Origin of the sequence: Pseudomonas borbori (genome assembly GCF_900115555.1) — a bacterium.
Lineage (GTDB): Bacteria > Pseudomonadota > Gammaproteobacteria > Pseudomonadales > Pseudomonadaceae > Aquipseudomonas > Aquipseudomonas borbori.
The window spans coordinates 1-15,289 of sequence record NZ_FOWX01000012.1; the positions used below are offsets into that span (position 1 = coordinate 1).

14 protein-coding genes are annotated in these 15,289 nt (G+C 64.2%); 10 read left to right on the forward strand and 4 right to left on the reverse strand.

The window, feature by feature from the left end; genetic code table 11:
- Positions 1-333, reverse strand: a 333-nt coding sequence (locus BM315_RS10730; RefSeq protein WP_280140422.1) for a serine dehydratase beta chain, incomplete at its 3' end; no start/stop codon positions are given.
- A 451-nt stretch (positions 334-784) separates the two neighbouring features.
- Here BM315_RS10730 and choX point away from each other — a divergent pair.
- From choX to BM315_RS10760, 6 genes are all read left to right on the forward strand, one after another.
- Positions 785-1,723, forward strand: a complete 939-nt coding sequence (gene choX, locus BM315_RS10735) for a choline ABC transporter substrate-binding protein (RefSeq protein ID WP_090500722.1) — start codon at positions 785-787, stop codon at positions 1,721-1,723.
- Positions 1,724-2,384: 661 nt separating this feature from the next.
- Positions 2,385-3,581, forward strand: coding sequence for a quaternary amine ABC transporter ATP-binding protein (locus BM315_RS10740; RefSeq protein WP_090500724.1), 1,197 nt, complete (start codon positions 2,385-2,387; stop codon positions 3,579-3,581).
- Position 3,582: 1 nt separating this feature from the next.
- Positions 3,583-4,464: an ABC transporter permease gene (locus BM315_RS10745; RefSeq protein WP_090500726.1), complete on the forward strand. Its 882-nt coding sequence runs from the start codon at positions 3,583-3,585 to the stop codon at positions 4,462-4,464.
- A gap of 35 nt (positions 4,465-4,499) precedes the next feature.
- Complete coding sequence (locus BM315_RS10750; RefSeq protein ID WP_090500728.1) at positions 4,500-5,444, forward strand: choline ABC transporter substrate-binding protein; 945 nt, start codon at positions 4,500-4,502, stop codon at positions 5,442-5,444.
- A 192-nt stretch (positions 5,445-5,636) separates the two neighbouring features.
- Positions 5,637-6,494 (forward strand): glycine betaine ABC transporter substrate-binding protein, encoded by an 858-nt coding sequence (locus BM315_RS10755; RefSeq protein WP_090500730.1) that lies wholly within the window; start codon positions 5,637-5,639, stop codon positions 6,492-6,494.
- Positions 6,495-6,690: 196 nt separating this feature from the next.
- Positions 6,691-7,488 (forward strand): alpha/beta fold hydrolase, encoded by a 798-nt coding sequence (locus BM315_RS10760; RefSeq protein ID WP_090500732.1) that lies wholly within the window; start codon positions 6,691-6,693, stop codon positions 7,486-7,488.
- Between the two features lie 101 nt (positions 7,489-7,589).
- On the opposite strand, the gene BM315_RS10765 is transcribed toward BM315_RS10760, so the two are convergent.
- A complete protein-coding gene (locus tag BM315_RS10765) occupies positions 7,590-7,820 on the reverse strand; it encodes a hypothetical protein (RefSeq protein WP_090500965.1) in 231 nt (76 codons plus the stop codon).
- A 113-nt stretch (positions 7,821-7,933) separates the two neighbouring features.
- On the opposite strand from BM315_RS10765, the gene BM315_RS10770 reads away from it, so the two are divergent.
- The gene (locus BM315_RS10770; protein ID WP_090500734.1) at positions 7,934-9,589 is read left to right on the forward strand and encodes a SulP family inorganic anion transporter; all 1,656 of its coding nucleotides are present in this window, start codon (positions 7,934-7,936) and stop codon (positions 9,587-9,589) included.
- 7 nt (positions 9,590-9,596) lie between these two features.
- Here BM315_RS10770 and BM315_RS10775 read toward each other — a convergent pair whose 3' ends face one another.
- The gene (locus BM315_RS10775; RefSeq protein WP_090500736.1) at positions 9,597-9,785 is read right to left on the reverse strand and encodes a CopG family transcriptional regulator; all 189 of its coding nucleotides are present in this window, start codon (positions 9,783-9,785) and stop codon (positions 9,597-9,599) included.
- 188 nt (positions 9,786-9,973) lie between these two features.
- Between BM315_RS10775 and betI the strand changes: the two genes are divergently transcribed.
- The 3 genes from betI (at position 9,974) to betA (ending at position 14,320) form a co-directional block, all read left to right on the forward strand.
- Positions 9,974-10,564, forward strand: coding sequence for a transcriptional regulator BetI (gene betI / locus BM315_RS10780; RefSeq protein WP_090500737.1), 591 nt, complete (start codon positions 9,974-9,976; stop codon positions 10,562-10,564).
- A 444-nt stretch (positions 10,565-11,008) separates the two neighbouring features.
- Positions 11,009-12,481, forward strand: a complete 1,473-nt coding sequence (gene betB / locus BM315_RS10785; RefSeq protein WP_090500739.1) for a betaine-aldehyde dehydrogenase — start codon at positions 11,009-11,011, stop codon at positions 12,479-12,481.
- Positions 12,482-12,634: 153 nt separating this feature from the next.
- Positions 12,635-14,320 carry a choline dehydrogenase gene (gene betA, locus BM315_RS10790; RefSeq protein ID WP_090500741.1) on the forward strand — a complete coding sequence of 562 codons (1,686 nt, stop codon included), beginning with the start codon at positions 12,635-12,637 and terminating at the stop codon, positions 14,318-14,320.
- A 3-nt stretch (positions 14,321-14,323) separates the two neighbouring features.
- Here the strand turns inward: betA and rpoS are convergent, their stop codons facing one another.
- Complete coding sequence (gene rpoS, locus BM315_RS10795; RefSeq protein WP_425287780.1) at positions 14,324-15,247, reverse strand: RNA polymerase sigma factor RpoS; 924 nt, start codon at positions 15,245-15,247, stop codon at positions 14,324-14,326.
- Positions 15,248-15,289 lie beyond the last annotated feature (42 nt).

Consider the following 15,289-nt stretch of genomic DNA (forward strand, 5'->3'; position numbering starts at 1 on the left):
GCGCGCCCAGTCGAAGGCCACCGGCACATCGCCGTCGAGCAGCAGCTGGCCGCTGGCGAGCAGCGCCGCGATGCGTGGCTCGATCTGCGCCGGGTCGATCTGGTCCGGCCAGTCGCCCATCAGGCCCATGATCACCGCCCGGTCGCTGCCGTGACCGACCCCGGTGGCCGACAGCGAGCCATACAGGCGCACTTCCACGCGCCGCACCCGCGCCAGCAGGCGCCGCTCGCGCAGCGCGCCGACAAACAGCGCGGCAGCGCGCATGGGGCCGACGGTATGCGAGCTGGAAGGCCCGATACCGATCTTGAACAAATCGAACACACTGATAGCCACAACGATCTCCTGCAGGCATTCCCGCTTTGCGGCCATCATCGGGATTTGCGCAAAGCGCAGGAGTCTCACACCGACGCGTTCGTGTCCAAAGCCGTCAGACCGGCAATCGAGGGGCCGAACGGGGGCGATTCGGTGCGGCGCTAGCTGGCGTCGCCTTGCCGCACCGCCAGGCAGTAGCCGTTCTTATCAAACAACCTGAATGTCATTGATTTTATGGGTTATGACGTTCTTTGTGGGAGGGGCCGGGCGGCGTCTGGACGACGAGGGATCTCCTACGCCTCGCCACGAGCAGATGCGACGCCTGTAGTTCTGCCAGCGACCCGATGCGTAGGCAGCGACCCGCTTTCGGCGCAATGATCCGACGCCCATGCCCGGCCAGCAGCCGTTCGTCTCGCCAGGCTCATGGCCAGAAACCCCAAAGGGATCCGTCACTCGCCATATGGATAAGCCGATGAATTTTCCCAAGCACTACCTGCTGGCGCTCGCCCTGAGCGGCCCGCTGCTGGCCCACGCCGCCGAACCCGCCAGCTGCGACCTGGTGCGTCTGGCCGACGTCGGCTGGACCGACCTGATCACCACCAACGCCGTAACCCGCCTGCTGCTCAACGAACTGGGCTACCGCTCCCAGGTCAAGCGCCTGTCGGTGCCGGAGACCTTCAAGGCGCTGCACGACAACGAGCTCGACGTGTTCCTCGACACCTGGCTGCCCAGCTCGGAGAAAGACATCCGCCCCTACCTGGACGACGGTTCGGTGGAGCTGCTGGCGGTCAACCTGGAGGGCGCGAAGTACACCCTGGCGGTCAATCAGGCCGCGCACGCAGCCGGCCTCGAGGACTTCCGCGACATCGCCAGATTCCGCCAGCAACTGGGCGGCAAGATCTACGGCATCGAACCGGGCAACAGCGGCAACCAGCTGATCCAGCAGATGATCGACAAGAACATCTTTGACCTCGGCGGATTCGAACTGGTGGAGTCCAGCGAGTCGGCCATGATCCTGCATGTCAAACGCACCGATCACCTGAATAAATGGGCGGTGTTCCTCGGCTGGGAACCGCACCCCATGAACAACCAGCTGAACATGCGCTACCTGACGGGAGGCGATGACTACTTTGGCCCCAACCTGGGGGGCGCCACCGTCTACACCACGGTGCGCAAGGGCTTTGCCACGCAATGCCCGAACCTCGGCCGACTGTTCAGAAACATGCGTTTCAGCCTGCAGATGGAAAACGACCTGATGGAGGCGATCCTCAATCAGAACACCACCCCCAGGCGCGAGGCCAAGGCCTGGCTGAAGGCCCACCCGCAGGTACGCGCGCAATGGCTCGAAGGCGTGACCCGGCGCGACGGCAGCGTGGCGGATTTGCCATCGGACAGCAAAAAAACGCCCTGAAATTGAATTTTTTTCATTCCCCCGCAGCCCCCGGGATACGCCGGCTACACTTGTATCAATAGCTGAAGACCACGGCCGGCGCGGGTTTCAGCCTGGGTCGAGGGCTGAAAAGCCCTGTTATGGTTTTTCCGCCAGCGTCATGTCGTCGTCCAATACGTCAGAGTCGTAAACCGACAATTGCCGCGATCCGAAGACTATATCGTTGAGTCAGCCGATTTCGTCGCTGCCGCCTCCAGAGGAGATGGCAGACCGCAGCCCCACAGCTCCGGACCGAATAACAGATAAGCGCTGGCAGCACCTTTTGGCTGCCAGCCCAACAAGAAAATTTCGGATGTACGCGCATCTCGGTTCGAGATGTGAACTCCCAGGGATTGGGCTTCTCAACGCTGCCAGAGGGTTTGGAAAGCAGTTTGCACTACGGCAAGGCAAGGTTCACTCGCCAGCAGGCTCGAGCAGCGCCCATGACCCATAAGGTTCCAGGCGTGTGTATGGGTTGTGCCTGAGCGCCCTGCAACCCGTCCGGCAAACGATCTTCCAGCACTCGAAACCATGTCCACACCCACAGGCAAGTACAGTCGGCATCACCTGACGAACGCCCCGATGGCGCGCGGCAGGTTCCATGTAGCTGATCTGGATGTCTACTGAAGGGGAACTACCCATCATGCAGTCTGGAAAAATCGTCGTCGAAAATCTCTACAAGGTTTTTGGCGCACAGCCACAAGAAGCAATCGACCTGCTCAAGCAGGGTTGGAGCAAGGACAAGATCCTCGCCGAGAAGGGTGCGGTAATCGGCGTCAGCGACGTGTCCTTCAGCGTCGAGGAGGGTGAAATCTTCGTCCTCATGGGCCTCTCCGGTTCGGGCAAGTCCACCCTGATCCGCCTGATCAACCGCCTGGTCGAGCCATCGGCCGGCAACGTCTACATCGACGGGCAGAACGTCGCCAAACTGCCGAAGAAGCAACTGATCGACCTGCGTCGCCGCGACATGAGCATGGTCTTCCAGTCCTTCGCCCTGATGCCCTCGCGCACCGTGCTGGACAACGCCGCCTTCGGCCTCGAGGTGGCCGGCAAGGGTCGCAAGGAACGCGAGAAGCGGGCCATGGAAGTGCTCAAACAGGTCGGTCTCGACACCTTCGCCCACAAGTATCCCCACGAGCTCTCCGGCGGCATGCAGCAACGCGTCGGCCTGGCCCGCGCCCTGGCGGTGGACCCCTCGATGATCATCATGGACGAGGCGTTTTCCGCCCTCGACCCGCTCAAGCGCCGCGAGATGCAGGACGTGCTGTTGGAGCTGCAGAAGACCCACAGGCGCACCATCATCTTCGTCTCCCACGACATTGAAGAAGCCATGCGCATCGGCACGCGCATCGGCATCATGGAAGGCGGCAAGCTGATCCAGGTCGGCACCCCGCAGGAGCTGGTCGACAACCCGGCCAACGACTACGTGCGCAACTTCTTCGACACCGTCGACACCAACCGCTACCTCACCGCCGGCCAGCTCAAGGCCGACAGCGTGCCGCTGTTCGTGCATAACGGCAAAGCACCGGACGCGCACACGGTGTCCCAGGCGCTGCAGGCGCTGGACAAGCACTATGCCTTCATCGTCGACGAGAACCACCGCTTCTACGGCTCCATCAGCCTGGAGAAAATCGCCCTGCTGGTCGAAGGCGGCCAGACCATAGGCCTCGACCAAGCGCTGTTGAAACAGATCAGTCCGGTACCGGAAGACATGCCGCTGGATCAGGTGATCGGGCGTCTGGTGGACAACGAGGGACCGATCCCGGTCGTCGACGGCAAAGGCATCTACTGCGGCGCCATCAGCAAGGGTCGCCTGCTGACCCGCATGCAGGGGGAATGACATGAGCGACAAGAAACTCGACCTGGGCAGCTGGGTCAACGACGTGGTCCAGCACCTGCTGGACAACTACAGCGGCGGCTTCGACAGCATCGGCAGCGTGGTCAGCGGCTTCTCCGAGGGCATCGAGAGCGTCCTGATGCTGCCGCCGGCCTGGCTGCTGATCGCCATCTTCGTCGGCCTCGGCCTGTGGCGCATCGGCGCGCGCTTCGCCGCCTTCACCGCGGTGTCGTTCATCCTCATCGTCCTCACCGGCTTCTGGGAACAGACCGTGGTGACCCTCGGCCTGACCTTCTCCGCCACCCTGATCAGCCTGATGCTGGGCATCCCGCTGGGTATCTGGGCCGCCACCAGCGAACGGGTGGCCACCATCATCCGGCCGATCCTCGACTTCATGCAGACCATGCCGGCCTTCGTCTACCTGATTCCGGCGGCCATGCTGTTCGGCCTCGGCCGCGTACCGGGGATCATCGCCACGGTGATCTTCGCCATGCCGCCGGCGGTGCGTCTGACCAACCTGGGCATCCGCCAGGTCAACAAGGAAATCATCGAGGCCGGCCAGTCGTTCGGCTGCAACAGCCGCCAGCTGCTGTTCAAGGTGCAGTTGCCGAACGCCATGCCGTCGATCATGGCCGGGGTCAACCAGACCATCATGATGGCCCTGTCGATGGTGATCATCGCCTCGATGGTCGGCGCCGGCGGCCTGGGTAACGACGTACTGGCGAGCATCCAGCGCCTGGATATCGGTCTAGGCTTCGAGAGCGGCATGGCCGTGGTGTTGCTGGCGATCATCCTCGACCGCATCACCGAAAGCTTCGGCACCAAGCAAACCGAGAAACGCGGCAGCCTGATCAGTTGGGTGAGCGCGAAATTTCAAAGCCAGTAAGGCCTTCACTTCTCCATTCATACAGGACGTCATAGATGAACAAGTTGAAAAGCATTGCCGGGATTAGCCTGCTGTCCTGCGCCCTGCTGCAAAGCGCCTGGGCCCAGGAGCCGGAAAGCTGCAAGCAGGTGCGTTACGCCGAAATCGGCTGGGCCGACATCGCCGCCACCACCGGCGTGGCCATGACCCTGAGCGAAGGCCTGGGCTACCAGACCCGCAAGATCATGGCGTCGGTGCCGATCGCCTTCACCGGCGTGCAAAAGGGCCAGATTGATGTATTCCTCGGCTACTGGGCGCCCTCGATGGACCCGGTGATCGAGCCGTTCCTCAAGGATGGCGGAATCAAGGTGCTGCCGACCGCCAACCTGGAAGGCGCCAAGTACACCCTGGCGGTGCCGACCTATGCGGCCGAAGCCGGCCTCAAGAGCTTCCAGGACATCGCCAAGTTCAAGAAGGAACTGGACGGCAAGATCTACGGCATCGAGCCCGGCAACGACGGCAACCTGCTGATCGAAAAAATGATCAAGGGCGACCAGTTCGGCATGGGCCAATTCCGCATGGTCGAATCCAGCGAAGCCGGCATGCTGGTGCAGGTGCAGCGCGCGGTGAAGAAGAAGCAACCGGTGGTGTTCCTCGGCTGGGCCCCGCACCCGATGAATACCCAGTTCGACATCACCTACCTGGAAGGCGGCGATGACATCTTCGGCCCGGACTACGGCGCGGCCAAGGTCTACACCGTGGTCCCGGCGGACTACGAAGCGCGTTGTGCCAACATGGGCAAACTGCTGAACAACCTGCAGTTCAGCGTCGAGATCGAGAGCCAGCTGATGGAGAAGGTGCTGGAGAAAGAAGACCCGGCCGTAGTGGCGAAAAACTGGATCAAGGCCAACCCGCAGATGCTCGACAAGTGGCTGGCCGGGGTCACCACCTACGACGGCCAGGACGGCATCGCCGCCGTGAAGAAACACGTCGGCCTGTAACGCCTAGCGCCGGCAATCCGCAACCACTTAAAGCAACCCTCAGCTGCGAGGCCTAACGGTCATCGCCTGAGTCGTTGCGCCGAGATTTTTACCTGTTGCCCGCAACAGAACCCGTAGGAGCCACGCGTTACCCAGCAAGACCCGCAATGAAAATCCATCTGCACTGCTACTCACACTGACGGAGCACTATCAATGCGCAACCTGAAGACCTTCTGCCTGCAAGGCCTCGGCGTCGCCGCCCTGGCCCTGGGCATGACCACCGCCATGGCGGCGGACAAGCCCACCCTGACCATCGGCTACGTCAACGGCTGGGACGACAGCGTCGCCGCCACCCACGTCGCCAGCGAAATCCTCAAGAGCAACCTCGGCTACACGGTCGAGCTGAAAGCGGTCGAGCCGGCCATCATGTGGCAGGGCGTGGCCCGCGGCGACCTCGACGTCACCCTTTCCGCCTGGCTGCCGGTCACCCACGGCGAGTACTACGCCAAGATGAAGGACAAGGTGGATATCCTCGGCACCAACTACGCAGGCGCGAAGATCGGCCTGGTGGTCCCGGATTACGTCGAGGCCAAGACCATCGAAGACCTGAACAAGAGCAAAGCAGCCTACGACGGCAAGATCACCGGCATCGACGCCGGCGCCGGCGTGATGCGCCGCACCGAAGAAGCCATCGAGAAATACAAACTGGACTTCAAGCTGATGCCGAGTTCCGGCCCGGCGATGGCCATCGCCCTGGCCCGCGCCGAGAAGAAGCAGGAGGCCATCGTGGTTCCCGGCTGGATTCCGCACTGGATGTTCGCCAAGTGGAAACTGCGCTTCCTCGAAGACCCACAGAATGTCTTCGGTGCAGCCGAGCATATCGACACCGTGGCCAGCATGGGCATGCAAGCCAAGGCTCCGGAAGCCGCCGCCTTCCTCAAGAAATTCTCCTGGGGGCCAGAAGAAGTGGGCGCGGTGATGTTGGCCGTCAGCGAAGGCGTCAAGCCGGAACAGGCCGCCAAGGACTGGGTCGCCGCCAACCCCGAGCGCGTGGCCGGCTGGTTGAAGTAAGCACGGCTACAGCAACAACGGAAAGCGGGCTTCGGCCCGCTTTTTGGTTTCTGATATTTGTACTCGACCGCACCCCGGCAATTCGCAGGACCGGCTGGGGACCAGGAGCCACTGCGCCGAAAAGGACCACGTTCATTGCTCGGCCGGAACCCGCGCTAGAATTAATCCGCGCCCTTTTCCCTGCCGAGGATTCGCCATGCAGCCTGCAATGCCGTTCTTTCGCGAGGCCGGTGCCGGCCCCGGGGTGGTCTGCCTGCACTCGAACGCCAGTACGTCGAGCCAGTGGCGGGCATTGCTGGAGCTCTTGGCGCCGCGCTTTCATGTGCTGGCCGCCGACTCGCTGGGGGCGGGGCGGAGTCCGGCCTGGCCCGGCGAGCGGGCGGTCGCGCTGCGCGACGAAGTGGCCCTGCTCGAGCCGCTGTTTGCCCGCGCCGGCGAGCCCTTTGCCCTGGTCGGCCATTCCTATGGCGCGGCGGTGGCCTTGATCGCCGCGCTCAGCCAGCCCCGGCGCGTTCGCGCCCTGGCCCTGTATGAACCGACCCTGTTTGCCCTGCTCGATGCCGAATCCCCGCCGCCGAACGCCGCCGACGGCATCCGCAGCACCGTGGCGATCGCGGCCGCGGCGCTGGAGGCGGGCAACCCGCAGGGTGCAGCCGAGTGTTTTATCGACTACTGGATGGGCGCAGGCAGCTGGGCGCGCATGCCCGAGTCGCGCCAAGGCCCTATCACCACCTCGATCGGCAATGTGCGCAGCTGGGCCGGGGCCTTGCTCAATGAGCCCACGCCGCTTACGGCCTTCGCCGAGCTGGATATTCCGGTGCTGTACATGCTGGGCCAGGACTCGCCGGCCTCCTCCCTGGGCGTCGCCCGACTGCTGACCCGGACCTTGCCGCGGGTCGAGATGGTCGAGTTCGCGGGCGTCGGGCACATGGGCCCGATCACCCACCCGCAGCGGGTCAACGAGACGATCTTGCGCTTTCTCGAACGGGTCTGAGGCGACTCGGTGGAAAACGCTCCGCGGGTTTTCCAGCCTACCCAGTCCTGGCCCGCTTCGCCCTGTTCCCTGTTCCCTTCGGGAGCCGGCCCGATCGGTAGTTAAAAATGGATCTCCGCGTTCTTGATCCCCAGTTCGCGCAGCTCGTCGATCAATTCATCCAGATGGACAAAGGACTCGACCTCCTCGCGCTCATCGACCAGGAAGTAACTTCTCCCCGCATCCTTCTTGAAGAACACGATCCACTCCTTGAGGTTGGTCGGGTTGGCGATCACATGGGTGTCGAAGGTGACGCCCTCGGCATGTTTGCTTTTAACGTCGTTACGGTTCATCTCGGTCACCCGCTGGTTGGTGCTCGCGCACACCTGTGCGCTCAGTGTCAAAGAGGCGCTTTATTATCACCGCATGATAATATCACGCACATCCACTGACCGAGGAGATCACCATGATTGCGCTAGGCGAAGCCTGGAAGGCCGGCTTGCTCGGACGCAAGCACTGGCTGAGCAACCTGGTCGCCGGGGTGATCGTCGGGATAGTCGCGCTACCGCTGGCCATGGCCTTTGCCATCGCCTCGGGGGTCAAGCCCGAGCAAGGCATCTATACGGCGATCGTTGCCGGCGTGCTGGTATCCCTGTTCGGCGGCAGTCGCGTGCAAATCGCCGGGCCGACCGGGGCGTTCATCGTGATTCTGGCGAGCATCACCGCCGCGCACGGCATCGATGGCTTGCAGATCGCCACCATGATGGCCGGCGTCATGCTGCTGTTGCTCGGCATCACCCGGCTCGGCGCGATCATCAAATTCATCCCGGCGCCGGTGATCGTGGGCTTCACCGCCGGGATCGGGGTGATCATCTGGGTTGGCCAGTGGCAAGACTTCTTCGGCTTGCCCAAGGTCGACGGCGAGCATTTCCACGAGAAGGTCTGGCACCTGCTGCAAGCGCTACCGGACCTGCACCCGGCCACCACGCTGCTGGCCATCCTCAGCCTGGGCCTGGTGCTGTTTTCCCCCAGGTTGCCGGGCCTCAAGCGCGTGCCGGGCCCGCTGGTGGCGATGCTGCTGGTCACGCTGATCCAGGCGCTGTTCCAGTTCGACGGTGTGGCCACCATCGGCAGCGCCTTCGGCGGTATCCCCCGGGGCTTGCCCGAGTTCGGCCTGCCCGATGTCAGCCTGGCGCGGGTGATCGAGCTGATCGGCCCGGCCTTTGCGATTGCCATGCTCGGGGCGATCGAGTCGCTGCTGTCGGCGGTGGTGGCCGACGGCATGACGGGCAGCAAGCATGATTCCAACCAGGAACTGATCGGCCAGGGCATCGCCAACCTGGCCGCGCCGCTGTTCGGCGGCTTCGCCGCCACTGGCGCGATTGCGCGCACCGCCACCAATATCCGTAACGGCGGCAACAGCCCGCTGGCCGGCGTCATGCACGCGCTCACCCTGCTGCTGATCATCCTGTTCCTCGCCCCGCTGGCGTCCGACATTCCGCTGTGCGCGCTGGCGGCGATCCTGTTCGTGGTCGCCTACAACATGAGCGAACTGCGCCACTTCAAGCGCATGGTGCTGCGGGCGCCGCGGGCGGACGTGGCAATCCTGCTGATCACCTTCGGCCTCACGGTATTCAGCGACCTGGTGGTCGCGGTGAACATCGGCGTGATCCTGGCGATGCTGCATTTCATGCGCCGCATGGCCGCCTCGGTAGAGGTGCAGCAGGTGGTCGAGCAGGAGCTGGAAGAGGAGTTACGGCTTGGCGGGCATAGCCGCCTGCCGCCCGGGGTGCTGGTGTACACGATCGAAGGGCCGCTGTTCTTTGCCGCGGCGGAGAACTTCGAGCGCGCCCTGGCACAAACCCATACCGATCCGCAGATGCTGGTGATTCGCCTGAACCGCGTCCCCTTCATGGACATCACCGGCCTGCAGACGCTGGAGGAAGTCATCCAGCAACTGCACAAACGCCAGATCGTGGTGAAACTCTGCGAGGCCAACCGCAAGGTGCTGGCCAAGCTGGACAAGGCCGGCATCCTGCAACAGGTCGGTGCGGCGCATTATCACCCCGACTTCAACGCCGCGCTGGGCGCCTACCAGGAGCGCGAGCAGGCGCCGGGCTAGCCGCGGATCATGACTTGGCGCTGGGGCCGCGCTTGCTCTGGGTGGCGTAGCTGACGCCGTGGCTCTCGAGGTAATCGCGAATCAGCTGGCGCACGACCTGGGAAGGCGTCAGATCCTGCCCGGCGCACAGCTCCTCGAACGCCTTCTTCTTGACCGGATCGATCAGCACGGTGAGACGCGCAGTCTTGCTTTCCATAAGATAGCCAATCACTCAAGTTTGATGTTAATCAAATTGTAATGGCATAGTCCGCCACTGTCACGGCGCGGGCTTGCCTGCCTGGCCCGGCCACAACCGGCAGGCCGGCATATTTAATTGATCGATCAATAAAAACCGTCCTAGACTGCGGTCCACCCAGGGACAGCCCTCAAGCCACGGAGACACCGATGCCCAAGGTCGGAATGCAGCCGATCCGCCGCTCGCAACTGATTGCGGCCACCCTCGAAGCCGTCGACCAGGTCGGCATGGGCGATGCCAGCATTGCCTATATAGCCCGCCTGGCGGGGGTCTCCAACGGCATCATCAGCCATTACTTCAAGGACAAGAACGGCCTGCTCGAGGCCACCATGCGCCACCTGATGCTGGCCCTGAGCACTGCGGTGCGCACCCGCCGGGCCGCGCTCGAGGACGACAGCCCGCGCGCCCACCTGCGGGCGATGATCGACGGCAACTTCGACGACAGTCAGGTCAACGGTCCGGCGATCAAGACCTGGCTGGCGTTCTGGGCCAGCAGCATGCACCAGCCGTCCCTGCGCCGCCTGCAGCGGGTCAACGACCAGCGCCTGGACTCCAACCTGTGCTGCCAGTTCCGCCGCGTCCTCCCCGTGCCGCAGGCCCGCGCCGCCTCGCGCGGCCTGGCCGCCCTGATCGACGGCCTGTGGCTGCGCGGAGCGCTGTCCGGCGGCAGCTTCGACACCCGCCAGGCGATCCAGATCGCCTACGACTACCTCGACCAGCAACTGGGCAAGGCGGGCTGAGTGCAACGCTGTCCATAAATGACGATGGGACGTTGCTGATCGCCGTGTGCGCCGGTGCGCATGGCGCACCCTACGGACTGCGGCTCCGCAGCCGCTAGATCACGCCGCCCGCAATGCCGATCGCCGTGTAGGGTGCGCCGTGCGCACCATTAACAACCCACGCCATGACCTCGGGCGCCGGTGCGCACGGCGCACCCTACGGGCCGCAAGACCCTTTCACCCCGCCTCTACCACCCTGCCTGTCGCATCCAGGCCAGAGTGGGTCGTTCCCGATTATTTTTGTTGATTGATCGTTCAATAAAAATAACGTAGGCTGATTTTCACTCTTTTCCGGCCTGGACATTGTCGCCGCGCGCGACACCTGACCCCGCCGATCCATCTGGCCAGGGCGCAGCGAAGCCGCCAGCCAGCCTTGCCAAGACAACCGACAACAGAGGACTGCCCATGGCCCGATTCGACGAACAGAAGCTCTACATCGGCGGTCGCTATGTCGACTCGACCAGCGGCGTCACCTTCGAAAGCATCAACCCGGCCAACGGTGAAGTGCTGGCCAACGTGCAACGCGCCAGCCAGGAAGACGTCGAACGCGCCGTGGCCAGCGCGAGCGCCGGACAGAAGGTCTGGGCGGCGATGACCGCCGTGCAGCGCTCGCGGATCTTGCGCAAGGCGGTGGACATCCTGCGCGAGCGCAACGACGAACTGGCCGAGCTGGAAACCCTCGACACCGGCAAGCCGCTATCGGAGACCCGCTACGTCGACATCGTCACCGGCGCCGACGTGCTCGAGTATTACGCCGGCCTGGTGCCCGCCATCGAAGGCCAGCAGATCCCCCTGCGCGACACCAGCTTCGTCTACACCCGCCGCGAACCGCTGGGCGTGGTCGCCGGCATCGGCGCCTGGAACTACCCGATCCAGATCGCCCTGTGGAAATCCGCCCCGGCCCTGGCCGCCGGCAACGCGATGATCTTCAAGCCCAGCGAAGTGACTTCGCTGACCACCCTCAAGCTGGCCGAGATCTACAGCGAAGCCGGCCTGCCCGATGGCGTGTTCAACGTGCTCACCGGCAGCGGTCGCGAAGTCGGCCAGTGGCTGACCGAACACCCGGGCATCGCGAAGATTTCCTTCACCGGCGGCACCGTCACCGGCAAGAAGGTCATGGCCAGCGCCTCCAGCTCCACCCTCAAGGAAGTGACCATGGAGCTGGGCGGCAAGTCGCCGCTGATCGTCTTCGAGGACGCCGACCTCGACCGCGCCGCCGACATCGCGGTGATGGCCAACTTCTACAGCTCCGGCCAGGTCTGCACCAACGGCACCCGGGTGTTCGTGCCTCGCATGCTGCAGGCGCGTTTCGAAAGCAAGGTGCTCGATCGGGTCAAGCGCATCCGCCTGGGCGACCCGCAGATTGAGTCCACCAACTTCGGCCCGCTGGTCAGCTTCGCCCATATGGAAAGCGTGCTCGGCTACATCGCCAAGGGCCGCAGCGAGGGCGCGCGCCTGCTGATCGGCGGCGAGCGGGTCAGCGACGGCGACTACGCCAAGGGCGCCTACGTGGCGCCGACCGTGTTCACCGACTGCACGGACGGGATGTGCATCGTCCGCGAGGAAATCTTCGGCCCGGTGATGAGCATCCTGGTCTACGACAGCGAAGAGGAAGTGATCCGCCGCGCCAATGCCACCGACTACGGTCTCGCCGCCGGCGTGGTGACCCGCGATCTGGCCCGCGCGCACCGCGTCATCCACCAGTTGGAAGCCGGCATCTGCTGGATCAACACCTGGGGCGAGTCGCCGGCGCAGATGCCGGTGGGCGGTTACAAGCAGTCCGGCGTCGGTCGCGAGAACGGCCTGAGCACCCTGGAGCACTACACCCGGATCAAGTCGGTGCAGGTCGAACTGGGCGACTACGCCTCGGTGTTCTGACCACCGAAACCCTTGTAGGAGCGGGCCATGCCCGCGATAGCGTTTCGTGGGCATGGCCCGCTCCTACACAGTGATCACCACCCCGTAGCCCGGATGTAATCCGGGAACAGTCACCGCGTTTTCCCGGATTGCATCCGGGCTACAGGAGCTTCCATGTCCCAAGAATTCGACTACATCATCATCGGCGCCGGCTCGGCCGGTAACGTGCTGGCCACCCGCCTGAGCGAAGACCAGGACGTCAGCGTGCTGCTGCTGGAAGCCGGCGGCCCCGACTACCGCCTAGATTTTCGCACCCAGATGCCCGCCGCACTGGCCTTCCCGCTGCAGGGCCGGCGTTACAACTGGGCCTACGAGACCGAGCCGGAACCCTTCATGAACAACCGGCGCATGGAGTGCGGACGCGGCAAAGGTCTCGGCGGCTCGTCCCTGATCAACGGCATGTGCTACATCCGTGGCAACGCCCTCGACTACGATGGCTGGGCCAAGGAGAAGGGCCTGGAAGACTGGACCTACCTGGATTGCCTGCCGTATTTCAGAAAAGCAGAAACCAGGGACAGCGGCGCCAACGCCTACCACGGTGGCGACGGCCCGGTCAGCGTATGCACGCCGAAGAACGGCAACAACCCGCTGTTCCACGCCATGGTCGAGGCCGGGGTGCAGGCCGGCTACCCGCGCACCGACGATCTGAACGGCTACCAGCAGGAAGGCTTCGGCCCGATGGACCGCACCGTCACCCCACAGGGCCGGCGCGCCAGCACCGCGCGCGGCTATCTGGACCAGGCCCGCGGCCGGCCGAACCTGCGCATCGTCACCCACGCCCTCACCGAGCGCATCCTGTTCAGCGGCAAGCGCGCCGTCGGCGTGGCCTACCTGCACGGCGACAGCAACACCCCGACCACCGTCAATGCGCGCCGCGAAGTGCTGCTGTGCAGCGGCGCCATCGCTTCGCCGCAGATCCTGCAGCGCTCCGGGGTCGGCCCGGCGGCGCTGCTGCGCGAGCTCGACATCCCGCTGGTGCATGATCTGCCCGGGGTCGGCGAGAACCTCCAGGACCACCTGGAGCTGTACCTGCAGTACGCCTGCAAGCAGCCGGTGTCGCTCTATCCGGCGCTGCAATGGTGGAACCAGCCGCCGATCGGCGCCAAATGGCTGCTGCTCGGCAAGGGCACCGGCGCCAGCAACCAGTTCGAGGCCGGCGGCTTCATCCGCACCCGCGCCGAGTTCGAGTGGCCGAATATCCAGTACCACTTCCTGCCGGTGGCGATCAATTACAACGGCAGCAACGCGGTCAGGGAGCACGGTTTCCAGGCCCATATGGGCTCCATGCGTTCGCCGAGCCGCGGCCGCATCCGGGCGAAATCCAAGGACCCGCGCCAGCACCCGAGCATCCTGTTCAACTACATGAGCAGCCCGCAGGACTGGCAGGAATTCCGCGACGGCATCCGCATCACCCGCGAGATCATGAGCCAGTCGGCGCTCGATCCCTTCCGCGGCCGCGAACTGAGCCCGGGCAAGGAGGTGCAGAGCGACGCCGAGCTGGACGCCTTCATCCGCGAACATGCGGAAACCGCCTTCCACCCCTCCTGCTCCTGCAAGATGGGCGAGGACGAAATGGCAGTGGTCGACGGCCAGGGCCGGGTGCACGGTATCGAAGGGCTGCGGGTGGTCGATGCCTCGATCATGCCGCTGATCACCACCGGCAACCTCAACGCGCCGACCATCATGATGGCCGAGAAGATCGCCGACAAAATCCGCGGGCGTACCCCGCTGCCGCGCAGCACCGCGCCCTACTACGTGGCGGGCGGCGCGCCGGTGCGAAACACCCCGCAGCGTAACTAGGTTTCACTCGAGCAGGGTGGCGCTGGACTGGCCATCCTCCTGCAGGATCGCACGCAGTTGCTTGAGTGCCTCGACCTGGATCTGCCGCACCCGTTCGCGGGTCAGGCCGAACTCCTGGCCGATCGCCTCCAGCGTGCAACTGTCGTGGCCACGCAGACCGAAATGGCGCACCACGACCTCGCACTGCTTGGCGCTGAGACCCGCCAGCCACTTGTCGATGCTATGCGCCAGTTGCTCATCCTGCGCCAGCTCGCAGGGATCTTTGGCATATTCGGCGCTCAAGGTGTCGAGCAGGGTCGTCGCCGAATCGGATTGGAGCACGGCATCGGTCGAGCCGACCCGCTCCCCCAGCGCCAGTATGCGCTTGACCTCCTCCAGCGGTTTTGTCAGCAGTCCGGCGATGTCCTCGGCAGTCGGTTCATGCTCGAGCCTACTGGCCAGCAGATGGGCGGCGTGCAGATAGCTATTGAGCCGCTTGGCGACATGGATCGGCAGGCGGATAGTGCGGGTCTGACTCATGATGGCCCACTCGATGTGCTGACGGACCCACCAGGTGGCGTACGTCGAAAAACGGTAACCCAGCTCCGGGTCGAACTTGCCCACCGCATGGATCAGCCCGAGATTCCCCTCCTCGATCAGGTCCAGCAGCAGCAAGCCACGGTTGATATAACCTCGGGCAATCCGCACCACCAGGCGCAGATTGCTCTCGATCATGCGTTGGCGCGCCAGCGGGTTGCCCTGCTGCGCCAGACGCGCGAAGTACAGTTCCTCTTCCGCACTGAGCAAAGGACTGAAACCGATTTCGCTCAAATACAGCTGGGTCGCAGTCAACGCCCGCTGGCAGGCGACAGGTTTGCGTTTCTTCCCTGAGCCGCGTTTCGCTTGAGGTTGAGCGCATTCGTCCTGCTCGGCGCGGCACGATTGCATCGGTTGCATGGCGGTCACTCTCGGTGTAGCGGTTACACCCCC